This is a genomic window from Gordonia caeni, assembly GCF_039537105.1.
Lineage (GTDB): Bacteria > Actinomycetota > Actinomycetes > Mycobacteriales > Mycobacteriaceae > Gordonia > Gordonia caeni.
Genome location: NZ_BAAAZW010000003.1, coordinates 1 through 22704, shown reverse-complemented (window position 1 = coordinate 22704; position 22704 = coordinate 1). Strand labels below are relative to the sequence as shown.

At 69.1% G+C, this 22704-nt stretch carries 22 protein-coding genes; 8 read left to right on the top strand and 14 right to left on the bottom strand.

Going from position 1 to position 22704, the window contains the following annotated elements; all coding sequences use genetic code 11:
• Positions 1–111: 111 nt before the first annotated feature.
• The 4 genes from ulaA to ABD732_RS05225 form a co-directional block, all read right to left on the bottom strand.
• Positions 112–1680 (bottom strand): PTS ascorbate transporter subunit IIC, encoded by a 1569-nt coding sequence (ulaA, locus tag ABD732_RS05240; protein WP_344781338.1) that lies wholly within the window; start codon positions 1678–1680, stop codon positions 112–114.
• A gap of 11 nt (positions 1681–1691) precedes the next feature.
• Positions 1692–2504, bottom strand: coding sequence for a PTS sugar transporter subunit IIAB (locus ABD732_RS05235; RefSeq protein WP_344781336.1), 813 nt, complete (start codon positions 2502–2504; stop codon positions 1692–1694).
• Between the two features lie 110 nt (positions 2505–2614).
• Positions 2615–3418, bottom strand: coding sequence for a hypothetical protein (locus ABD732_RS05230; RefSeq protein WP_344781334.1), 804 nt, complete (start codon positions 3416–3418; stop codon positions 2615–2617).
• Positions 3415–4386: an ABC transporter ATP-binding protein gene (locus ABD732_RS05225; RefSeq protein WP_344781332.1), complete on the bottom strand. Its 972-nt coding sequence runs from the start codon at positions 4384–4386 to the stop codon at positions 3415–3417. Before ABD732_RS05225 ends, ABD732_RS05230 begins: the two co-directional genes overlap by 4 nt.
• Before the next feature lie 68 nt (positions 4387–4454).
• On the opposite strand from ABD732_RS05225, the gene ABD732_RS05220 reads away from it, so the two are divergent.
• Positions 4455–5330 (top strand): alpha/beta fold hydrolase, encoded by an 876-nt coding sequence (locus ABD732_RS05220; protein WP_344781330.1) that lies wholly within the window; start codon positions 4455–4457, stop codon positions 5328–5330.
• Here the strand turns inward: ABD732_RS05220 and ABD732_RS05215 are convergent.
• A complete protein-coding gene (locus ABD732_RS05215) occupies positions 5293–6459 on the bottom strand; it encodes an ATP-grasp domain-containing protein (RefSeq protein ID WP_344781328.1) in 1167 nt (388 codons plus the stop codon). The genes ABD732_RS05220 and ABD732_RS05215 overlap by 38 nt on opposite strands.
• A gap of 136 nt (positions 6460–6595) precedes the next feature.
• Here ABD732_RS05215 and ABD732_RS05210 point away from each other — a divergent pair, with 136 nt between their 5' ends.
• The gene (locus ABD732_RS05210; RefSeq protein ID WP_344781326.1) at positions 6596–7546 is read left to right on the top strand and encodes an EamA/RhaT family transporter; all 951 of its coding nucleotides are present in this window, start codon (positions 6596–6598) and stop codon (positions 7544–7546) included.
• Between the two features lie 87 nt (positions 7547–7633).
• Here the strand turns inward: ABD732_RS05210 and thiG are convergent, their stop codons facing one another.
• The 3 genes from thiG to ABD732_RS05195 are packed head-to-tail and all read right to left on the bottom strand — an operon-like array spanning position 7634 to position 9667.
• Positions 7634–8410 carry a thiazole synthase gene (gene thiG / locus ABD732_RS05205; protein ID WP_344781324.1) on the bottom strand — a complete coding sequence of 259 codons (777 nt, stop codon included), beginning with the start codon at positions 8408–8410 and terminating at the stop codon, positions 7634–7636.
• The gene (thiS, locus tag ABD732_RS05200; RefSeq protein ID WP_425552997.1) at positions 8403–8600 is read right to left on the bottom strand and encodes a sulfur carrier protein ThiS; all 198 of its coding nucleotides are present in this window, start codon (positions 8598–8600) and stop codon (positions 8403–8405) included. Before thiS ends, thiG begins: the two co-directional genes overlap by 8 nt.
• A gap of 17 nt (positions 8601–8617) precedes the next feature.
• Positions 8618–9667 carry an FAD-dependent oxidoreductase gene (locus ABD732_RS05195; protein WP_344781320.1) on the bottom strand — a complete coding sequence of 350 codons (1050 nt, stop codon included), beginning with the start codon at positions 9665–9667 and terminating at the stop codon, positions 8618–8620.
• A gap of 134 nt (positions 9668–9801) precedes the next feature.
• On the opposite strand from ABD732_RS05195, the gene thiE reads away from it, so the two are divergent.
• Together thiE and ABD732_RS05185 are read left to right on the top strand one after the other, a co-directional pair.
• Positions 9802–10482, top strand: a complete 681-nt coding sequence (thiE, locus tag ABD732_RS05190; protein ID WP_344781318.1) for a thiamine phosphate synthase — start codon at positions 9802–9804, stop codon at positions 10480–10482.
• 270 nt (positions 10483–10752) lie between these two features.
• Positions 10753–11130 carry a hypothetical protein gene (locus tag ABD732_RS05185; protein WP_344781316.1) on the top strand — a complete coding sequence of 126 codons (378 nt, stop codon included), beginning with the start codon at positions 10753–10755 and terminating at the stop codon, positions 11128–11130.
• Between the two features lie 25 nt (positions 11131–11155).
• On the opposite strand, the gene ABD732_RS05180 is transcribed toward ABD732_RS05185, so the two are convergent.
• Positions 11156–11620: an NUDIX hydrolase gene (locus tag ABD732_RS05180; protein ID WP_344781314.1), complete on the bottom strand. Its 465-nt coding sequence runs from the start codon at positions 11618–11620 to the stop codon at positions 11156–11158.
• Positions 11621–11724: 104 nt separating this feature from the next.
• Here ABD732_RS05180 and ABD732_RS05175 point away from each other — a divergent pair, with 104 nt between their 5' ends.
• From ABD732_RS05175 to ABD732_RS05160, 4 genes are all read left to right on the top strand, one after another.
• Complete coding sequence (locus ABD732_RS05175; RefSeq protein WP_344781312.1) at positions 11725–13161, top strand: hypothetical protein; 1437 nt, start codon at positions 11725–11727, stop codon at positions 13159–13161.
• Positions 13158–14135 carry a glutamate ABC transporter substrate-binding protein gene (locus ABD732_RS05170; RefSeq protein WP_344781310.1) on the top strand — a complete coding sequence of 326 codons (978 nt, stop codon included), beginning with the start codon at positions 13158–13160 and terminating at the stop codon, positions 14133–14135. Before ABD732_RS05175 ends, ABD732_RS05170 begins: the two co-directional genes overlap by 4 nt.
• Before the next feature lie 5 nt (positions 14136–14140).
• Positions 14141–16561: a serine/threonine-protein kinase gene (locus tag ABD732_RS05165; RefSeq protein WP_344781308.1), complete on the top strand. Its 2421-nt coding sequence runs from the start codon at positions 14141–14143 to the stop codon at positions 16559–16561.
• Positions 16562–16636: 75 nt separating this feature from the next.
• The gene (locus tag ABD732_RS05160) at positions 16637–18271 is read left to right on the top strand and encodes an MDR family MFS transporter (RefSeq protein ID WP_344781306.1); all 1635 of its coding nucleotides are present in this window, start codon (positions 16637–16639) and stop codon (positions 18269–18271) included.
• A gap of 41 nt (positions 18272–18312) precedes the next feature.
• On the opposite strand, the gene ABD732_RS05155 is transcribed toward ABD732_RS05160, so the two are convergent.
• The 5 genes from ABD732_RS05155 to ABD732_RS05135 form a co-directional block, all read right to left on the bottom strand.
• Positions 18313–19332, bottom strand: coding sequence for a hypothetical protein (locus ABD732_RS05155; RefSeq protein WP_344781304.1), 1020 nt, complete (start codon positions 19330–19332; stop codon positions 18313–18315).
• 388 nt (positions 19333–19720) lie between these two features.
• Entirely contained in the window at positions 19721–20128 is a 408-nt protein-coding gene (locus ABD732_RS05150; protein WP_344781302.1) for an Rv3654c family TadE-like protein, read from the bottom strand.
• Positions 20061–20393: a TadE family type IV pilus minor pilin gene (locus tag ABD732_RS05145; protein WP_344781300.1), complete on the bottom strand. Its 333-nt coding sequence runs from the start codon at positions 20391–20393 to the stop codon at positions 20061–20063. Before ABD732_RS05145 ends, ABD732_RS05150 begins: the two co-directional genes overlap by 68 nt.
• A 41-nt stretch (positions 20394–20434) precedes the next feature.
• Complete coding sequence (locus ABD732_RS05140; protein ID WP_344781298.1) at positions 20435–20656, bottom strand: DUF4244 domain-containing protein; 222 nt, start codon at positions 20654–20656, stop codon at positions 20435–20437.
• 91 nt (positions 20657–20747) lie between these two features.
• Entirely contained in the window at positions 20748–22394 is a 1647-nt protein-coding gene (locus ABD732_RS05135; protein ID WP_344781296.1) for a bifunctional aspartate transaminase/aspartate 4-decarboxylase, read from the bottom strand.
• Positions 22395–22704: the final 310 nt, after the last annotated feature.

Sequence of the window (22704 nt, the reverse complement as noted above, 5' to 3'; positions counted from 1 at the left end):
CTCCGTCCATAGAGGTGTAAGACTCGGCACCGGAAGTCACCGGCGCCGTGCCCTCACCCTAAAGACGGCATGTCCAATATTTCTTGCGTACGGAATACCGGTTCGTCGGGCTCAGGCCTCCGGCGGGGGCGGCGGCTTCGGGGCGCCTGCCGGCGGCGGAATCTTCGCGAAGGTCTTGCTCGCGAGAGCCATCTCCGGGTTACCCGGGCCGGCGGGGTCGCCGGCTCCCGGCAGTGGACGGCCGGGCGAGGGGTCCCAGTCGGTTTCGACCAGCTTCTTCTGCACGACGATCGCGATGGCCAGAATGACGGCGCCGATCGCGATCATGACGATCACGCCGGGCACCCCGCCGATCTTGGCCGCATTGCCCAGAAGCAGGCCGTACCAGCCGAAGTCGGCGTCGCCGAAGGTGGTGTTCTCCTCGCCGAAGCCGCCGAGGACGCCCACCAGCAGGGCGGGCAGGAAGGTGATCAGCAGACCGTTGGCAAAGGCGCCGCAGATGGCGCCGACGCGGCCACCGGTGGCGTTGCCGTAGACGCCCGCCGCACCACCGGTGAAGAAGTGTGGGACCAGGCCCGGCAACACCAGGGCCCAGCCGTACGCCGGTCCCAGCCACGAGGCCAGCACCGCCAGGCCCACCAGTCCGGCGACGAAGCTGGACAGGAAGCCGATCAGCACGGCGTTCTGCGCGTACGGGAAGACGATCGGCGCGTCCAGCGCGGGCACCGCACCGGGCACGATCCGCTCGGCGATGCCCTGGAAGGCCGGGACCAGCTCGCCGAGGATGGTGCGGACGCCGAACAGGATCACCGCGACGGCGACGCCGAAGCTCAGCCCCATGGTGACGCCGCTCATCAGGAAGTTGCCCATCCCGGTGGAGCCGCCCATGCCGTCGGCGTCGGCGTACGCCAGGTACGCCTCGGTGCTGCCGACGCGGCCGACGTAGATCAGCGAGACGATCAGGTACATCAGCACCATCGACAGCGCGGTCGCCACCATCGAGTCACGCAGGAAGCGCAACGACTCCGGCAGTTTCAGGTCTTCGGTGGAGCGGCTGCGCTTACCGCCGGTCCAGCGGCCGACCACACCGGCCACCACGTAGCCGAGGGTGCCGAAGTGGCCGATCGCGATGGTGTTGTCGCCGGTGATCCGCTTGGTCCACGGCTGGGAGATGGCCGGCAGCGACACCATCACCACGCCGAGCAGCACACCGCCGACGATCACCACCGTGACGGCGTTGAGGCCGCTGGTGGCGAGCACGATGGTCAGCAGCGTCGCCATGAACAGCGTGTGGTGACCGGTGAGGAAGACGTAACGCAGCGGGGTGAAGCGCGCGAGCACCAGGCTGATCACGAAGCCGAGGATCATCAGCCACGCGACCTGCGCGCCGTAGGTGTTCTGGGCGATGCCGACGATCGCCTCGTTGGTGGGCACCACACCGTGCGAGGTGGTGGAGCCGCTGAGCATGGTGCCCAGCGGGTCGAGCGAAGCGACCACCAGGGTGGCGCCGGCACCGATCAGCAGGAAGCCCAGGGTCGCCTTGAGCGCGCCGCCGATGATCTGTCCGACGCTCTTGCGGAGCGCGGCCAGGCCGACCGCGGTGATGATGCCGATCAGGTACGCCGGGACCGCGAGGATCTCGTTGACGATGAATTCGGCGATCGTGACAAGCCAGTTCATGCCGCTGCCTCTCAGACGTCGTAATTGGCGCGAAGCGCGGCGTCGATCTCCGCGGTGCTGGTGAAGTTCTCGATCACGGTGGTGGGCACACCGAGGTCGCCGAGGGCTTTGGCGATCTCACCGGAGGTGAGGATCAGATCGGCCTCCTTGGCTTTGCCCTTGGCGGAGATGGTGTCGGTGGCCTCCACCTCGATGTAGGGCGACCAGCCCCATTCGGCGAGGACCTTCTCCAGCGTGTTCTTGAGGAACAGGCTGGTGCCGACGCCGTTGCCACACACGGTGAGGATCTTGTTGTTGGTGCGCCGCGATCCCGCCGACGCGGTGTCGGCCGGGGTGGCGGCGGCACTCGCCGCGGCCACCGGCGCCGCGGCGGCGCCGACGCCTTCGAGGATCTCCATCACTTCGGCGGAGTTCTGCGCGCCTTCGAGGGCGGCGCGGCGGTCGGCGTCGCCGATCACCTTGGCCAGTTCGGCCATCGCCGTGGTGTGCGCCTTGGCGTCGGTGGCGGCGAGGGCGACCACCAGATCGACCGGATCGTTGGCGGTGTGCCCGAACGCCACCGGGCGGGCCAGCCGCACCCACGACAGTCCCGTGCGCAGCACGGCCGGGGACGGCCGCGCGTGCGCGAAGGCGAAGCCCGGTGCGATCACGATGTACGGGCCCTTCTCGAGCACCGCATCGACCATCTCGGTGGTGTACTCGGCCGTGGCGACCCCGGTACTGGTCAGCAGAGCCCCGGCGGCGCCGATGGCCGCCTGCCAGTCATCGGCTTCGACGTCCAGCGCGATGGCGTCTGGACTCAACAGTTCGGTCAGGGCAGTCACACCCAGGACGGTAGCCGATGGACCGGGCGCCCGGAGCCGCTCAAAAATCTTTCCCTGCCGCGCTCGTCCGATCCGAATATCGGGCGGTCAGCGCCGCTGTCGCCGTGCCGTCATTTCACTTCCGACGTCATCACCCGATATACGCCGAGCAGCCCCGGGACACCGATCCAGATGACCGCGCACACCAGCACGTGCGCCCAATCCTGCGCACCGATGTCGGCGCTGTTGAGCGACGACATCGCGTCCTGCGGATAGATCCACGGCGCCAGCGTGTTGAACAGCGTCGAGTGTCCCTCGAAGCCCGGCTGCGCACCCGAGGTGGAGAACGAGAGCAGGAACAGCAGCGCCGGGACGACGACGTCGGGGAGCGCCAGATAGGCGACGATCGCCCCGGCGGTGTTGAGCACCGCGAGGGCCATCGCGAACGCCATGAGGACGTCGAACAATGCCCGGACGCCGCCGTACCGCACGACTTCCGCCGCTCCGTCGAAGGAACCGCCGCGGATCGCGGTGATCACCGCCGAGAGGGCGACGGCGAGCCCGAACAGCGTCGCGGCGCCGATCAGCGCGGCGGCGAGCTTGGCCGCGATCACCCGCTCACGGCGGGGCTCCAGGGTGAAGGCGGTCAGCACCGAGCGCTGCCCCCACTCGGAGGTCACCAGCAGGATCGTCAGGATGGCGACGAAGATGCGCGTCATATTGCCGAAGGCCTGCACACTGCCGGAGAACGTCACGGTTTCGCCGAACACCAGCACCGCCAGGATGGCGATCCACACCAGGGCGAGCAGGCCCAGCAGGATCCACGGTCCGCGGGTGCCGACCAGCTTGCGTAGCTCGACGGCGATCTCGCGCCAGAACGGGATGGACCCGAGGTGCGGATCGATGCCGCGCGGGGCGGCCGGCGGGGCACTCATGCGACACCTCTCGGATGGCCCATTCCCGGCCCGGGCGGGTTCGGTCCCGCCGGATACGGGACTCCGGGCGGTCCCGCCGCGGGCCCGCGTTGCGCCCCGGCGGTCAGTTGCAGATACATCCGTTCCAGGTTCCCGGTGCCGGCCGAGCGGAGTTCGGTGAGCACGATCGCCGAGGCGGCTGCCACCGCGCCCACCTCCTCGGTGGAGGACTCCACGTACACGCCGCCCTCGGTGGACGGACGGCAGCGCAGGCCCGCGGCGGCCAGGGCCGAGACCAGGGCCGCGTCGTCGGTGGACCGCACCTGGCTGCCCGGCACCCCGGCCAGCGATTCCTTGGGCCCCTGCGCCATCACCCGGCCCTGGCCGATCACCACGATGTAGTCGGCGATCAATTCGATCTCGTGCAGCAGGTGTGAACTCAGCAGCACGGTGCCGCCCGCATCGGCGAAGCCGCGGAGCACGCCGCGCATCCAGTGGATGCCGGCCGGGTCGAGGCCGTTCACCGGCTCGTCCAGGATCAGCACGCTCGGGTCGCCCAGCAGGGCGTTGGCCACCCCGAGCCGCTGACGCATGCCGAGTGAATAGTTCGCCACCCGGCGGCGGGATTCGCCTGGAGTCAGGCCGACCAGGTCGAGCAACTGGTCTGCGCGCTCCGGCGGCAGCCCCATGATCTGCCCGCTGAGCCGCAAGGTCTCGCGGGCGCTGCGTCCGGAGTGGAAGGCGGAGGCATCCAGCAGGGTGCCCACCTGCACGGCCGGGTTGGGGATGTCGCGGTAGAGGTAGCCGCCGATGGTCGCGGTGCCCGCGCTGGGCGGCGTGAGACCGGTCAGGATCCGCAGGGTGGTCGACTTGCCCGCACCGTTCGGCCCGAGGAAACCCACCACCTGTCCGGGATGGCACGAGAACGAGACGTCGTCCACCGCGAGCAGGTTCCGGTACCTCTTGGTGAGGCGGTCCACAACGATCACTCCGCCATCATGCCCGTCGGCGGGGGATCACGGCACGGTGAATCGAACGCGGACCTAAACTCGGTTCCGTGTCCGACAGCGAGCGCGTAGTCCTGCCCAACGGCGTCGGCCTCTCGGTGACCGTCGAGGGCGACGGCCCACCCGTGCTGCTCAATCCGGGGATGGGCATGCCGAAGGCCACGTGGCAGTTCGCCGGAGTCACGCAGGGGCTGGTCGAGGCCGGATTCCGCGTCATCTCGTATTCGGCGCGTGGCGTCGCCGGATCCGATGCGCCACCGCCCCCGTACGACATCCCCGTCATGGCCGACGACGCCGCCCTGCTGCTGGATCACTTCGGCGTCGACGAGGCGATCCTCGTCGGCTATTCGATGGGTTGCTATGTGACGCAGGCGCTGCTGGAACGACGGCCGGGCACCGCGCAGGGTGTCGTGATGTGCGCCGGACTGGCCTCCTCGGAGATCGGCAAGCTGGTCAACGAGATGGAGCTGGGGTTGTTCGAGCGGCTCGGTGAGGTGCCCGCCGAGGTGATGGCCTTCGAGACGCTGATGACCACGCTGGCGCCGTCGTCGCTGCAGGAAGGTGAGACCGTCCGCGTCTGGCGGGACATGCTGATCGACGGTGACAGCTCCTGGACGTCACCGGACGGGCAGCACGGTCAGCTCGCCGCCTCGCAGAGCTGGATGCTGGCCGGGGAACCGACCCGCGAGCGTCTGGCCGCCATCGACGTGCCGACGCTGGTGATCGCCTACGAGAACGACCTGTTCTTTCCGCCGGCCACGTCGTACGCGGCCGCCGAGATGATCCCGGACTCCGAATTCGTTCAGGTCAACGGACTTTCGCACGGCGGGTTGATGCTGGACCCGGATCGCACCGCGACCGCACGCATCATCGATTTCGCCGTCGCGGTCAGATCTGGTGACCGTCCCATTCGTGGTCGTGCATGAAGCCGCCGGCCAGGCCGACGCGGTACTTGATGCTGTTGCGCAGGATGTTGGTGTAGGCGGGGATCAGCATGATCGCCGGCCCCATGTCGCCCTTCTCGGCGATCACGTCGTCGGCGGCGCGGAAGTCACGCAGGAACCGGCGGAAGCTGTTGCCCGGCAGTGAATCCTTGCGCCAGCCGTACAGAGCCATGCCGATGCCGATCATCCGGACGCGCCCGGTGGGCGGGGTGATCAGTTCCTCGTTCTCACCGAAGAAGGCGCGGTCGATCCGGTCCTCCGGGGTGAACATCATGATGCCGCTGGTGGCACGCGGGTTGGCTTCAATCGTGTGGAGCCCCCGCTCGGGGTGGTCGATAAAGTCGAAGCCGATGTGCCCGGTGAACTTGGTCCGCTTCACCACGTCCCGCACCCACGCCTCGATGCCGGGATGCTCCACCTGCTCGAAGGTGAGGCACGACGAACCGTCGATGGCGTAGCTCACCGGATAGGCGGCGTGCGCGAACATCTCGCCGTCGCGGCAGATGGAGTAGGTGCAGTAGCGGTCGCCCTCCATCCATTCCTGGGCGATCCACGGATTGGTGGGATCGAAGGTCAACTGGTCCAGAGTGTCACCCGGGTAAGCCTTGTAGACCCGCTGGGAGCCACGCGAATACGCCTGCTTGACGGCGAACGGGGTGTCGAAATCGAGCCCGGCGATGTCGTCGGGGCCGGCGATGGAGGCGAACTTGAGCGTCGGAATCCCCATGTTCTGCAGGGCTTCCTGGAACGACAGCTTGTTGTGCAGCATGTCCTCGGTCTCGAAATCCGAGAGGAACAGATCACAGGTCGGGGGGAACAGCCCCGCCATCATCGACAGGATGTCGGTCTCCTCGTGGATCGGGATCACCATGTCGATGCCCTCGGACTCCACGATGCCCGCGATCTCGCGGCAGTACTCCTGCGGCCGGTACTTCGGCGGACTGACCCGGTGAAACCCGGTCACCGCCTTCGAATAGCGACTGACTGCGATCGGCAGACTGTCGGCGACGCTGACCCGGTGACCAGCGGCAGCCAGCAGCCGCGCTAGGTTCAGGGTCAGGAAAGATCGGCCAAAGGTGATCAGAATGTGCTTACGCTCGCCTGCCTCCACACCGCACAGCGTAGCCTCCCTTGTCCGCAGGGCCTGATAGCGTTCTCATGCACCGGATTCTCGGAGCGTGCTCCGCGGGCCGATGCCGCCTGCGTGGCGCCCCACACCCCTCCCCTGCGACTCGAAGGATCCGGACGTGTACGCACTCGGAATCATCGCAGCGATGATGGCTGCCGTCGCCTACGGCATGTCCACCGTGCTGCGGGCGCTGGGTGCACGGCGGGTGGCAGTGGCAGAGCGCGCCGAATCCGGCGACGACGACCAGACTCCGCTCGGCGAGTCGTCGGCTCCGCCGACCATGTCGTCGACCGTGGCGACCCTGGGCGATCCGGCGTTCATCCTCGGCACCGTGATGGTGGTGGTCGGTTTCGCCGGTGGTGCCGTCGCCGCACGCTTCCTGCCCTTGTTCCTGGCGCAGTCGATCGTCTCGGCGAATCTGGTGGTCACCGCACTGGTGGGCACCTTCATGCTCAACATCACCCTGCACACCCGCGACTGGGTGGCCATCTGGCTGGTGGTGCTGTCGCTGTGTCTGCTGGGCATCTCGTCGTCGCCGCACACCCAGGACCACGCCGCCATGCCCTTCCACTGGGGCCTGCTGGCCGCGGCTTTCGCCGTCGGCGCCATCGGCTTGTTCGGGGTGTACCGGCACGCGAACTACGCGGCCTTCGTCGGCGGTTTCGCCGGCGGTCTGCAGTTCGGCATCATCGCGATCGCGGTCCGCGTCCTGGAAGGCGTGCAGCCCTTCGACACCGTCGCGCTGATCACCGATCCCGCCGCCTGGGCGATTGCCGTCGCCGGTGCCAGCGGCTTCTACGTGCAGACGGTGGCCCTGCAGGTCGGAGCGGTCAACGGCGTCACCGCGGTGCTGGTGGTCGGCGAGACCGCCGGTCCCAGCATCATCGGCGTGATGTTCCTCGGCGACCACGCCCAATCCGGGCTCGCCTGGCTCGCCGTGGCCGGCTTCGTCGGCTCGGTGATCGGCGCCATCCTGGTGGCCTGGTACGGCAGCGGCGACCCCGACCATTTCGGCGAAGCACCGGAAGAGCTGGGCGGCTGGCGGCGCGGACGCGCCGATTCGGGCTAGTTCGGGGAGGGCGGCGGCACCCTTCGACTCGGGCTCGGCTGGCGCCTCGCCCGGCTCAGGGAGCGGCGAGTACAGAACGGGGAGCGGCTACGGGATCGTGGGCGAGGAGGCCTGCGCCCAGAAGCGCTTGGGGATCCGCCCGGCTCCGGCGGCCAGACGTCCGGCCTGCACGGCGTGCCGCATGGCGGCGGCCATCGCGACCGGATCCTGCGCCCGGGTGACGGCGGTGGCCAGCAGCACCGCGTCGCAGCCCAGTTCCATCGCCAGCGCGGCATCGCTGGCGGTGCCGATACCGGCGTCGAGCACCACCGGCACCCCGGCCCGCTCCACGATCATCTCGATGTTGTGCGGGTTGCTGATCCCCAGGCCGGTACCGATCGGCGAACCCAGCGGCATCACGGCGGCCACACCGGTGTCTTCGAGGCGCCGGGCCAGCACCGGATCGTCGTTGGTGTAGGCCAGCACCGCGAAACCGTCGGCCACAAGAGCGGCGGCCGCGTCGACCAGTTCCAGCGGGTCGGGCAGCAGCGTCCGGTCGTCGGCCACCACCTCGAGCTTCACCAGTTCGGTGCCGGTGGCCTCGCGGGCCAGCTGCGCCACCAGCAGCGCCTCCGCGGCGGTGTGGCAGCCCGCGGTGTTGGGCAGGAGCTCGATGTTCAAGCGCCGCAGCAGATCCAGCAGACCGGTGCCCGATTCGGGGCTGACGCGGCGCATGGCGACGGTGGTCAGTTCGGTGCCCGAGGCGGCGAGCGCATCGGCCAGCACGGCGAGATTGGGTGCACCGCCGGTGCCCATGATGAGCCGCGACGACAGGCTGCGCCCGGCGATCTCGAGGCGATCGCCGGCCGGTGCGGCGTCAGCCACCCTGCACCGCCGTGAGGACGTCCACCACCGCACCGTCGGCGATCGGCAGGTCCCACCGGCCCTGCGGCCGGACCACCCCGTCCACCGCGACGGCCACACCGCAGTCCGGCAGACCCAGTTGCGCCAGCAGACCCGTGACGCCCGCGGCGGCATCCAGGGTCACCGGGGATCCGTTGACGGTCAGCTCCACGAGCTGTTTCGACTCGGTCATGCCGAGCTCCTCTCTTCCGATTCGGTTGCGGTGCACAGCAGGTCCATCACCTGCGCGGCGGTGCCCGGCGCGAGCGCGATGCCGTTGCGGCCGTGCCCGGCGGCCACCAGCACACGACGGTCGATGCGCGTGACGATCGGCAGCCCGTCGGCCGACATCGGCCGGATCCCGGCGGCCACCTCGGTGAGTTCGTAGGTGCGCAGGCCCGGGAACAGCTCGCACGCGTCCGACAGCAGATCGGCGACGCCGCCGGCCTGCGGGGCGCGGTCGGTGTGGTCGAGGGCCTCGTACTGGGTGGCCCCCAGCACCAGGCCGTCCTCACGCGGCACCAGGTACACGTTCCGGGAATGCCAGCGCGCCCGGATCACGTGCCGCGGCGGCGGCACCGACCACGCGGTGCGGGCCAGCCGCAGGATCTCGCCCTTCTCCCCGCGCAGCCCGGGCAGTCCGCCGGGCACCAGGCCGGCCGAATCCAGTCCGGCGGCGACGAGGACCTGGTCGCCGGGCACCGCGGCCGGGTCTGTCACCCGCTCGTCGATCAGCTCGGCGCCGGCGGCGGTCAGCGCGGCGCGCAGGGCGGCGAGCAGACGGCGATTGTCGACGGCGCCCTCACCGGTCAGCAGATAGCCGCCGGCCGGGGTGCGGGCCAGGCCGGGCTCGGCGGCGCGCAACTGCCCGGCGGTCTGCTCGGCGGCGTCCGGCGCGGGCAGGACACCGCGCAGAAAGGCGACCGACTCGTCGAAGTAGGCGCGATCGGCGGCCGATCCGGCCACCAGCAGCGTGTTCTCGGCGGCGGTCACGGCCGGGTCGCCGAGGCGCTGCAGCAGAGCGGGCCAGCGGGCCACCGACGCGGCGGAGGCCGCCAGCAGTGCCTCTTCGCCGGGATGGGCCTCGCCGAGACAGCCGAGCATGCCGCCGGCCACCTGGGCCGCGCGCCGCCCGGGGCCGTCGTCATAGACGCGCACCCGCCAGCCGCCGTCGGCGGCCGACAGCGCGCAGATCAGCCCGACGGCGCCGCCGCCGATCACTGTCAATTCCCGTGCCACTGGTGAGGACCTTCCTTCGCCGGCATTACCCGGATCAGGTGCGACGGTCAGCGGCGGCGGCCCCGCGATCTCAGCCCGGCGATCCTCCGGACACCCGTGTCGTTCGTGTGTGGTCCTAGCCTACCGTTGGCGTCATGGATCTGCGCCGCCGCTTGACCGACGCCCGCCTGTACCTGTGCACCGACGCACGGCGCGAACGGGGCGATCTGATCGAGTTCGTGACCGCCGCACTGGGCGGCGGCGTCGACATCGTGCAGCTGCGGGACAAGGGCTCGGCGGGTGCCGAACGCTTCGGCACGCTGGAGGCCCGGGAGGAGCTGGAGATCCTGGCCCGGCTGCGGGAGGTCACCACTGCGGCGGGGGCCCTGCTGGCGGTCAACGACCGCGCCGACATCGCCGCGCTCGCCGGCGCCGACGTGCTGCACCTGGGCCAGGGCGATCTGCCGTCGGAGGCGGCCCGGGCGGTGGTCGGCCAGACCATGCTGCTGGGGCGCTCCACCCACGACGAGGCGCAGTTGCACGACGCCGTCGGCGACGACGCCGTCGACTACTTCTGCACCGGCCCGTGCTGGACCACCCCGACCAAGCCAGGACGGGCGGCGACCGGGCTGGATCTGGTCGCCGCGGCCGCGGCGACCGGTACCGCGAAGCCGTGGTTCGCGATCGGCGGCATCGACGCCGCGCGGGTCCCCGAAGCGGCGGCGGCCGGGGCCTCCCGGATCGTCGTGGTGCGCGCGGTGACCGCCGCCCCCGATCCGCGGGGCGCGGCCCGCGAACTGCTCGCCGGTCTCAATCCGGTGTACGCCGGCGACTGATCCGGGTAGCCTGGCTTCATCATGACGTGGCAGCAGCTTCTCGTAACCCGCCGCAGCGGGGTCTGATTCGACCGACCCCCCGCTGCGGGTTCGTCGTCTGCTCTTCCTCTTTTTCGTCGGTCACCAGAATTTCGACCGGAGAGAAGCCACGAGATGCCTGACGTTCTGACTCACCCCCGAGACTGCAGGGGTGAACACCATCGCTCCGCGACGCCGATCGCGACGTTCCGTCCACGACCGCCGCGCTGGTTTCCCGCCGAGGCGCACCGCATGAGTACCGACCGTTTCGACGCCGCCTTCTCCCCGCGGGGAGCGATCGATCTGCGGCAGCTGCACGTGGAGCCCGAGGCCGGGGACTCCGTCCGCTGCCGGGTCAGCCTGACCGTCGACCACCAGCCGGTGGACCTGGAGGTCAGCGCCTTGGGCACCATCGGTGCCATCAGCGAACTGCTGTACGGCTTAGACGCAGGCGTCGAGATCGTCGCGCTCTACCAGCAGGACGACGACGGTCAGGTGGCCGCCTACCTGCAGTGCGCGCGCGGCGAACAGCGGTGCTGGTCGTACGGCCGGGCCGCGGGCGGCGACGAGGCCACCGTCCGGGCGCTGATCTCGGCCGCGAACCAGCTGACCGGCCGCCGGGCCGCCTGAACCGGCCCCGGCCGGCCCCGACTGCTCAGCGCAGCCGTCTGCGCAGCATGGGCCACGCGCTGCCGAATCCCGGATGCAAGGGCAGGTCGTCCACGTCGGCGGCGAGCACCCATCGCAGTTCGGCGGACTCGCCGTTGGCGGTGGTGGCGACCGGCTCGGCGACCCGCGCGATCACGGTGGTGTAGGTCCAGCCGCTGACGGCCTCGTGCGTCACCTCGGTCTCGAGGACCTCGATGTCCGCATCGCCGATGCCGGCCTCCTCGTGTGCCTCCCGCACCGCCGCGTCCACCGCCGACTCGTGCGAGTCGCGGGCGCCGCCGGGCAGACCCCAGGTTCCGCCCTGGTGCGACCACACCGCGCGATGCTGCAACAGCACGCCGATGCCGTCGTCGCCCATGCGGGTGCACAGCAGCAGCCCCGCCGCGCCGTGCCGGCCCCAATAGCGTGCGCCGTCCGGGTCGAAGACCCACCCGTCGCCATCTCCGCGCACTCGCCGACCTCTCTCCCGACACTCTCGGTCACCACGGTACCGGGTGCTCACGTGTCGCAAGCGATTGCCGACTAGGGTTGGGGCACGACAGGGAAGGTGCAGTCGTGAGCGGGCAGGATACGTCGGTACGCACCGCGCTGACGCATGCCGGTCGCAGCGTCCTCCCCGAATCCACCCAGGCCAATCCGCGTCTGCGGCAAGTGATCGCCGACCGCCGCGAGATCGCGGCGATGACCCGCGACCGCGTCAGTTCGCCGATCACCGCCTTCAAGTTCTATGCGCTCACCACGCCCGGAAAGCTCGTGGTCCTGATGGCCGCGATGGTGCTGGCCTGCCTGCTGACCGGCTGGTACTCGTCGTCGAACCTGAACGAGCGCAGCCAGACGCTGGAGTCGCTGATCGACCGGAGCGAGCCGCTGGCCGAGTCCGCCGAGGTGCTCTACAGCTCGCTGTCGGTGGCCGATGCGGCGGCGAACTCGGCCTTCATCTCCGGCGGCCGCGAGACCCCCGAACTGCGCCGCGTGTACTCCGATGCCATCGCGAGTTCGGGCACCGCGCTGGTGGCCTCGGCCGACGGCGGCTCGTCGGCCGACGCCGGAACGGGTATCCCGATCCGCGAGGACCTGGACACGATGGCCGTGCGGATCCCCTCGTACACCGGCGTGATCGAAGCGGCCCGCACCAACAACCGCCTGGGCAATCCGGTCGGCTCGGCCTACCTGGTGCAGGCGTCGACGATGATGCAGGACGACATCCTGCCGGCCGCGCAACGCCTCTACGACCAGCGTTCGGCCGCCATCTCCGAGCCGCAACGCACCCTCACGGTGCCGCCGTGGGGCGTCTATGTGGCCCTGTTCGGCACCATCGCCATCCTGCTCGCCAGCGGCCGCTATCTGGCGCGACGGACCCGGCGGCACTTCAACCTCGGCCTGGTGGCCGCCCTCACCGCATTGGGGCTGGGCACACTCTGGCTGCTGATCACCGGACTCACCTCGGTGGCGGCCGCCAACACCGCGAAGAGCTCCGGCGCCGAACCCCTGCACGAGCTCACCACCATGCGGATCATCACCCAGCAAGCGCGGTCGGTGGAGACGCTGAGCCTGGTACGCCGCACCGATCCCGGCCTCCTCGACCGTGATTTCAACGCCGCCATCGACCAGATCCGCACCAAGACCGCGGCGCTGCTGGCCGAGCACGGCGACGACGCCGGCATGGCCGAGCCGCTGCGGGAGGTCCAGGACTCGATCGGCCGGTGGGAGCGCGCCCACCAGGAGGTGGGTCAGCGGCTGGCCGCCGGTGACTTCGTCGCCGCCCGCGCGCTCACCATCGGCACCGGGGACATCAGCACGGCCACCGGATACGACCAGGTGAACAGTTCCCTGCTGACCGCCATCGATCAGACGCGCGGCACCTTCCGCGACAACATCCACACCGCGCAGCAGTTGCTGGGCTACACCGGCACCGGCATCGCCTGGCTGTGCGTGGTGGCCGGTGTCGCCGCCGCCGGTGGCCTGATCCCGCGCATCCGGGAGTACCGATGAAGCCGCGTGCGCTCCGGGCGGCCGTCCTGGCCGCGGCCGCCGGGCTGCTGCTGACCGGCTGCACCGTCGAAACGCTCACCAGCAACGAACCGCCCACCACCAGCGCGGCCGTGCCGACCCCGCCGGGGGCGTCGTTCGGCGCGCAGGCGCCCGAGGGCGTCGACGCGGAGTCCTGCGATGCCACCACCAGCCTGCGCCCGATGTCGCCGATGCCCGAACCGCGGGAGATGCCGGCCGGCTCGACGATGGCCCGGATCGCCGAGCGCGGGCGCCTGGTGGTCGGCACCGACATCGGCAGCAATCCCCTCAGCTTCCGCGATCCCATCTCCGGTGACATCGAGGGCTTCGACATCGATGTGGCGCACTGGATCTCGGAGGCCATCTTCGGCGACATCCGCGTCGAGTACCGGATCCTGTCCACCGGCGAACGGATCGACGCCCTGCTGAACGGCGACGTGGACGTGGTGGTCAAGTCGATGAGCATCACCTGCGACCGCCGCGAGTCCGTCGACTTCTCGGCCCCGTACTACACGGCGGCGCAACGGATCCTGGTGTACCGCAACTCCGGGATCGACAGCACCGCGGGGCTGGCGCGCAAATCGGTGTGCGCCACCCGCAATTCGACGACGATCACCCGGATCCAGCGGCGCGTGCCGAGCGCCGAAGTGGTGACCACCAACAACTGGGCCGACTGCCTGGTGCTGATGCAGCAGGGACAGGTCGACGCGATCGCCGGTGACGAGCCCATCCTGTCCGGGATCGCCGAGCAGGATCCGTGGGTGCGGATCGTCGGCGACCCGATCGGCACCGAGTCGTACGGTGTCGGGATCCCGATGAACGAGACCGACATGGTGCGCTTCGTCAACGGCGTACTGGCCGAACGCCGCGCCGACGGCAGCTGGCAGCGCTCCTACGATCAGTGGCTGGCCCAGCTCGGCCCCGGTTATCCGCCCCCCACCGTCTACCGGGATTGATCGACATGACCGACTCCGACCAGCAGCCCGGTGCCGACGGCCACGCCGACGACGTGGGCACCGTCCGCACCCAGGCCGCGGCGCCGCCGCTGCACGACGATTACCCGGAGACGCAGGCGGCCGACCCGACCGCCGACGACGACGTGCTGGCCGGTACGCAGGCCACCCCGGGCACCGGACTGTTGGACGATCAGCTGTCCACGCCGACCACGCGCCGCCGGGCCCGCCGCGGCGCCACCGTGGTGCACGACCGCCGGCTCGGCAGCGACCTGGTGCAACTGCCCGCGATGCGCGACATCGACCCCGCCGACGCGGTGCTGTCGAACCCGATCATCGTGGAGAACAAGCGGTTCTGCTGGAACTGCGGCCGGCCCGTGGCCCGCAGCTCGGGCGAGGACAAGGGCCCGCTGAGCGGTTTCTGTCCGCACTGCGGGTCCCGCTATTCGTTCGTCCCGGGCCTCGCTCGCGGCACCATGGTCGCCGACCAGTACGAGATCGCCGGCGCCATCGCGCACGGCGGCATCGGCTGGATCTATCTGGCCGTGGACCACAACGTCTCCGATCGGCCCGTGGTGCTCAAGGGCCTGCTGAATTCGTCGGACTCGGCGGCCCGCGCCGTCGCGATCGCCGAACGGCAGTTCCTCGCCTCGGTGAACGATCCCGGCATCGTCAAGATCTACAACTTCGTCGAGTACACCGACACCGAAGACCGCCAGCTCGGCTACATCGTGATGGAGTACGTCGGCGGCCACACCCTCAAGCAGCTCACCACCGGTCCCGGCGGCGAGAAGATCAACCTGCCGATCGAGCAGGCGATGGCCTACATCCTCGAGGTGCTCTCGGCCGTCGGACATCTGCACTCGCTGGGCCTGGTCTACAACGACGTCAAACCCGACAACATCATGATCACCAGCGACGAGGTCAAGATGATCGACCTCGGCGCGGTGTCGGCGATCAACGGCTACGGGCACCTGTACGGCACGCCCGGCTTCCAGGCGCCCGAGATCGTGGAGACCGGCCCGCAGGTGGTCACCGACATCTACAGCATCGGCCGCACCCTGGCGGCCCTGACGCTGGACCTGCCGACCGAGCAGGGCCGCTACGTCGACGGCCTCCCCGATCCCGAGACCACCGACCTGTTCGCCGAGAACCCGTCGTACTACTACCTGTTGCAGCGAGCCACCGCGACCGATCCGGCCGAGCGTTTCGCCTCCACCGAGGAGATGACGACCCAGGTGTTCGCGGTGCTCCGCGAGACCGTCGCCCTGCACACCGGTGTGCCGCGTCCGGCCATGTCGAAGGTGTTCACCCCGCAGCGGTCCACGTTCGGCACCAACCTGATCCTGGCCCCGATCGACGGCTTCTTCGATCCGGCGCAGGCCGCCGAGGCCGACCCCGCCGACATCGCCCGCGCGCTGCCGGTCCCCCTGGTCGACCCCGAGGACCCGGCCGCCGGCCTGCTCAGCTCGGCGGCGCTCAGCTACCCGAGGCAGGTCCTCGACAGCATCAAGGTCGCTCGCCTCGAGGAGTTCCCGGGCATGACGCCCAGCGACGACGAGACCTACGACCCACGTCATCCGTCGCTGGAGATCGACCTGGCCGAAGCCCGCGCCCACCTGGAACTGGGCAACCTCGAGGTGGCGCTGCGGCTGCTGCAGGAGGTGGCCGAGAACCATGGCGACTCCTGGCGCGTGCAGTGGTACCAGGGGATCTGCGCCCTGCAGGACAGCGACGCCGAACTGGCCTACGAACGGTTCCAGGCGGTGCTCGAGGCCCTGCCCGGGGAGGTGGCGCCGAAGCTTGCAGTGGCCGGCACCGCCGAGTTGATCGGCTACTGGCTGTCGGCGCAGGAGGAGGTCTCCAACGAGCAGGTGGCCCAGATCGAGCACTGGTACGACATCGCCCGCCACCACTATCACGATCTGTGGCTGACCGATCATTCCATCGTCACCGCCGCATTCGGGCTGGCGCGCATGCTGATCGCCGACGGCCGCCACCTCGACGCCATCGAACCGCTCGACGAGGTGCCCACCACCAGCCGCCACTACGGGGTGGCGCAGGAGAGCGCCATCCTGTGCCTGGTGCACGGCCGCCCACCGGACGAGGTGCAGCGCGACGAACTGTTCGAGGCGGCCGAACGCCTGGACCGGCTCCGTGACGAGGATGGGCGGCTCGGGCGGCTTCAGCTGATCGTGCTGGGCACCGCGCTCGGCTGGATCGACATGCACCGTGAGGAGAACGAAGCCGAGGTGGCCGACGGCGAGGACGCCGAGCAGTTCCTCGGCTTTCCGTTCACCGAACACGGTCTGCGGGCGGGCACCGAACGCTCGCTGCGCGAGCTGGCCCGCCGTACCCGCGACAATCGGGCCTACCGCTTCCTGCTGGTGGATCTGGCGAACCTGGTGCGGCCGGCCACCCTGTTCTGACGTCCCCCGGGACGATCTGTGCCATTTGATCGGCTCTGCTCTCGCGGCCGTATCGGGGCGGATAATCTGTCGGCTGTGAGTGATTCCGCATCCTCGGCCACCGCTGCGACCGGCGACGACGAGCAGGCACCGGTCCACCTCCAGCGGCGCATGGTCTACGTGATCTACGCGGCGCTGCTGGCCGCGATGTTCCTGTCCTCGCTGGACCAGTCGGTGGTCAGCACCGCCCTGCCGACGATCGTGGGTGACCTCGGCGCGGTTTCCCACGAGGGCTGGATCATCACGTCGTATCTGCTGGCGATCGCCATCGTCATGCCGATCTACGGCAAGATCGGCGACCTGTACGGGCGGCGCTGGCCGTTCCTGTTCGCCATCACCGTCTTCGTGCTGGGTTCGCTGGGGTCGGCGCTGGCCGACTCGTTCTGGATGCTGGTGGCCGCCCGCACCTTTCAGGGGCTCGGCGCCGGCGGTCTGGTGATCCTGTCGCAGGCGATCATCGCCGACATCGTCTCGGCCCGCGAGCGCGGCAAGTACATGGGCCCGATGGGCGCCATCTTCGGAATCGCCTCGGTGGCCGGTCCCCTGCTGGGCGGCTGGTTCACCGAAGGGCCCGGATGGCGCTGGTGCTTCTGGCTGAACGTGCCGATCGGCATCGCGGCGCTGGTGGTCGCCTTCTTCACCCTCAAACTTCCGATGCAGCGCTCCGAGCGGCCGTTCGACTGGTTCGGCACCCTGTTCCTCACCCTGGCCACCAGCGGCATCGTGTTCATGACGAGTTGGCCGAGTATCGCCCCCAGTGGGGAGTACGACTGGTCCAACCCGGTCCTGAGCTGTCTGCTGGCGGCCACCGTCGTGTCGTTCTTCCTCTTCATCTGGGTGGAGACCCGCGTCGACGAGCCGCTGGTCCCGCTGCGGCTGTTCCGCGATCCGGTGTTCAGCGTCTCGGTGTCTGTCGCGCTGGTTCTGGGTATCACGATGTTCGCGGCGCTGAGCTACCTGCCCACGTTCCTGCAGATGGCGCGCGGCGTCGGCCCCACCGATTCGGGGCTGCTGATGCTGCCGATGACCGCCGGCGTGATGCTGACCGCCATCGGCTCGGGCCTGCTGATCACCAAGACCGGCAAGTACCGGATCTTCCCGATCGTCGGCATGGCCGTCACCACCGGCGGGATCGCGTGGCTCACGATGATCACCGGCCAGATGTCGATGATCCTGTTCGGCGGGATGATCTTCGTCCTCGGTTTCGGCATGGGCCTGGTGATCCAGACGATCGTGATCGCCGTCCAGAACGCCGTCTCCCCGGAAGAGGTGGGCACGGCGACGTCGACCAACAACTTCTTGCGCGAGATCGGTGCCGCCGTGGGCACCTCGGTCTTCGGCACCCTGTTCACCAGCAAGCTGTCGACCAACCTGCACGACATCATCGCCAAGGTGCCGCCGCAGGAACTGCCGAAGGGACTCGGCGACGGCGACCTGACCCCCGATGTGGTCCGGAATCTGCCCGAGCCGCTGCACACACAGGTGGTGGACGCCTACGTGAACGCGATGGCACCGACCTTCTGGTACCTGGTGCCGATCGCGGCGATCGGCTTCGTCCTGACCCTGTTCCTGCGCAACAAGACGCTGTCGACGCAGGCCGGTCTGGTCGCCCGCGGCGAGGCCGTGGAGCAGGCGCCCGGCAGCACTTCGGCCACCCCCGCCCCGTCCTGATCCGGGCTCAGCCCACACCGCCCCCACTGGCGTCATCACACTCAACTCGGCGTGAGCTCATTCGCCATAGACTCGAGCTTCACCGCGATCGCTGTGCACTCCGGCCGGTCCGCGAATGCCGGGTCCCTGGAACGGCACTTATCCAGGGCATCAGACAGACTCTGCACGTCAGCGATTGTCGCTCGACCGGACGTGTAGTCAAGACTCCAGCGTTCGCAGTCTCGCGGCAGTACGGCTCGATTCGCCCCAGATCCGCCAATGACGATGCCCTGCTTCTTAAGGTTCTCCACTGTCGTGGCGCATTCATTGAACAACGCGAGTCGACGGTCCGATTCGGTACGCGTCGCCTCGATCTCATCCAACGAGTACGACAGCCCGACCAGACCCACGATGAATACTCCGAGACATAGTGCGCTTCCGAAGCCCGACACCAGGCCGCCGGTTCGACGCCGTATCACCGTGACCATCGCGCGCTGTTGCGTCGCATAGATCTCCGCACGGATCTGCGCGGCCCGCTCGATCAGATTGTGGTCGATCTCGCCGTTCTCCCCGATCGCACTCTGCTCGGCCAGAGCCTCTTTCGCGATGGCTTCCGCCGCATATCCCTTGATCAGCTTAGAAGCAGATTTGTGGCTATATGTCCGGCGGCTCACGAGCGCATGGGCAACCACCCGCCGGATCTCGTCTTCGGTAGGTCCGGACTGAATCCGAGTGTTCAGCTCTCCGAGCTCGCCATACAGTCGAGCGACATCGTCGGCCTCCCGTGAACTCAGCTCCGCCCCCGGCCCCTTCGTCGTCATTCTCGGGATATCGAGACCCATCGCGAGCGGACGAGTCTGGCGGTTGAACCACCACCACGTTCCACCGATCGAGATGACGACGAGAACCAGGAACACGATCGCCCATTCGCGGCTATCGCCGGCGGTGCCTGGGAAAATATCAGTGGCCTGCGAAAGAGTGACCCAGCCGAGGGCAGTCGTCATCGCGACTGACAGCGCCTTGCCCCAGGCTCCCGCCCGCGCCCTCAGCTTGTCGGCCTGCTCCGCATTGCGTTTGGCCACCTTCTCCGCTTGCACAGCAAGTACACCGAAATGGGTGACCGGTGCAGGCTCTGGAGGGTCCTTGGACTCCGTCCCGTCCGAGTGGGTCTTGGGTTTGCCGCCACCAGTCATGACGCACCTCACTTCGTCCAGGTTCGTCAACGATACACTCGCTGTGACCTGCGGATTGTCCGAACGGACGAGCTCGCGCCGCAACAGCGCCCTCCCACACAGCTCCAGCCAGCAGCACCTCCCGACCGTCGACCCCGCACCGCGTCACCCGCGAGCACCGTCCCTGCGCGGCGATCAGCTCGCACGCCCACGATCACCAGGGCCGCCGCGAGAATGGCAGAACGAACGTCGTCGGTTCGCAGCCGACGAGTCCTCCCCTCTGGCTCGAAAGCCTCGGCTACTCCACCGGTCCGGCCCGGGCCTGCGCGGAGGCCTCCCGCACGCCCCAGCCGCCGAGCCGGACCTGTACCACCACGGCCACCAGCACGTCCTGACCGTCAAGCACACATCGCGTCACCCGTGGCGCGCCGTCCTGCCTGGCGGTCAACTCGCGGGCCCGCGCGCACGGATCGTCGGCCCCGCTCACCGATTCGACGGCCGCCGCGAGCGCCCCCAGGTCGGCCGCATGCTGGGCCCGATGACGAGCCAGCACCGCCGCCCCCAGATAGAGCACCGCCACCAGCAACACCGCCAGGCCCGCGATCACCAGGGCGGATGCGATGGTGGCGAAACCGGAGTCATCGGTCCACAGTCGACGAATCCTCTCGCCCGGGCTCGACGGCGGCGACGCTGCGCGCGGAGACATCGAGCAACGGAATGAGCGGGACCTTCGCCGCAACGGTGGCCACCACCTCGTCTCCGCGCTCGGCCACCTCGATCCGCGCCCCCGCCGGCGCGATCCGGGTACCGATCGCGGCGGCCCCGGGATCGCCGGCGGCAGCGAGACGTGCCACCTCACGGGCGGCATCGGTGCACCGCAGGTGCGCCGCGACTCCGCCGATCGCCGCCAGTCCCAGCACGATGAACGCCGCGAGCGCCGCGAGCGCATAAGCGGCCTCGACGGTCACCATCCCGGTCTCGTCCGCCGCAAGCCGTCGCCACCACGACCGGCTCATCCCACCGCGGTCGACAGCGCCCGACCGATGATCCCGGTCAGCGCACTCACGATGTTGTCACCGGTGACCACTGTGTAGAGGATCGCACCGAAGGCCGCCGCCGCGACGGTCCCGATCGCGTACTCGGCCGTCGACATGGCGCTGTCGTCGGCCGCGAGCCTGCTGATCTCCGCCCCGGCACGGTCGAGCAGCCGTGTCCCCAAGTCCCTGTGCCCCATCAGAATCCCCCGTCGTGAGAAGTGAATACGTCCGGCATTTGGACGCTCACGACCACCGACGGGTTCCCCGACACGCGGGGCAGCACACTCGCTATTGCGTCGCGGTACCCGACGCGGCACGCCACTCGGCGGCGTAGTCGTCGCCGACCCGGCGGATGGCCTGACCGATCGTGCGGTAGTCGTCCTCGTCGAGGTTGGCCAGCGACAGCCGGATCGACCAGGGCGGGCCGTCGAAACCGGAACCGTTCAGCGCGACGATCTCCGACTGAGCCGCCAAGCGGAACAGGATGTCGGCCGGCTCGTAGGTCTTGTCCAGGAACGTCGCGAACTCCGGCGGATAATGCTTGTGCACATACGCCATGAAGTCGAGCTCGATGTAGTAGCCGGTGCGCAGCGGGTCCGGATGCAGGGTGATGTCCAGTCCCTCGAGTAGGGCTGCGAGGCGGTCGGCGATCAGCTTCATCGCCGCGCTGCGGTAGACGCGTTCGGTGTCGAGCATGTCGAACAGCGCGAACAACGCGAGCTGCACCTGCTGCGGCTGCGAGATGCCGGCGGTGTGGTTCAGTGCCACATCGCGTGAGTCGGCGACGAGGCGTTGCGCGAAGGTGAGCGCCTCGGCGTCGTCGGTCAACGACGAGTAGCGCTGCGCCAGAAGATGTTTGGTCTGCTCCGGCAGCTTCGCCAGAGCCTGGTCGAGCACGGTGGTGCGCGAGGTGGCGACCAGACCGAGCCGCCAGCCGGTGGCTCCGAAGTACTTCGACAGCGAATAGACGAGGATCGTGTTGTCGGGGACCACGGCCGACAGCGAGCGGAAACCGTCGATGAAGGTGGCGTACACGTCGTCGGTGATGATGATGAGCCCGGGGTTGTCCTCGCGCACGATCTCCGCGATCTTCGCGATGGTGTCGTCAGCGATACGCACCGACGGCGGGTTGGTCGGGTTGATGCACACCAGCAGCTTCACCGCAGGATCGCGGAGCTTGTCCACCTGCTCCGGCGAGAACTGCCACGAATGCTTCCCATCCGGGAACGTCGCGTCCGCGTGGATCAGCACCTGGTTCAGTGCGTATTCGGGCAAGGCGGCGATGTCGAGGTACGGAGTGAACACCGGGGCCATGATCGCGACGCTGTCGCCGGGCGACAGCAGTTCATTGGTGAAGAGCGTGTCAAAGATGTAACACATGGCCGCGGTGCCGCCCTCGGTGGCGAAGACGTCGACCTCGTCCGGACCGGGGAATCCGTCGCCCATGATCGACCCTAGGTAGCGGGCGGCGATCTTGGAGCAGTACTCGAGCATCGCCGGTGGCACCGCATAGTGCGCACCGAGGATGCCGTCCACGAACTCGTAGACGAAGGCGTCGAGATCCCAGCCCTGGTCCTTCGCCCAGACCAGTGTGGCGCCGAGCATCTGCACTCCGGGCGCCTCCGGGCGGGCGTCGAGCCACGATTGCAGCCGCGCCGCGATGCCACTCGGCGACGGCTGCGCGACCAGATCGGTGCTCCACGATCCCGCGGCTCGCGAATCCTCGACCGCGAAGAGTCCGAGCTGGAAGAACGCTTCGCGCGGTGCGGCGGTGAGAAAGTTGGGGTTTCCCCGTCCGGCGTCCAGCAGGGGGCGCGCCGCGCGGCGCTGCTCCTCGGTCCCGAGCGCGATCAGCGATTCGCGCAACTCGAACGGCGACAGCTGTTCCAACTGCTGCTCGCGATCACGGCCTGGAATGGGCGGGGTGTTGGCCATCGCAGGTCCTCCTGGACTTCACGCCGACTGGCTCGGGCCAGCAAATCATAGATTCGATCCACCGTATGTCGGTCGTGGTCGCCCTGATCGTGTTCGGATCGGTCACGGAATCGGGGCGGGACGGCACGATAACGACCTGCGCGCCGGTGAGTACGGGGTCAGACGTCGTCGCCGGACTGTCGTGAGCGGTCGGGCAGGAACCCGTGTTCGACTCCCCAGAGAACGGCCTGGGTTCGGGTGGCGACGTCGATACGCGGCTCTTCGGTTCTGAGAGTGCGTAGGTGAGGTTCGGGACGAGCGCGGGCGACCA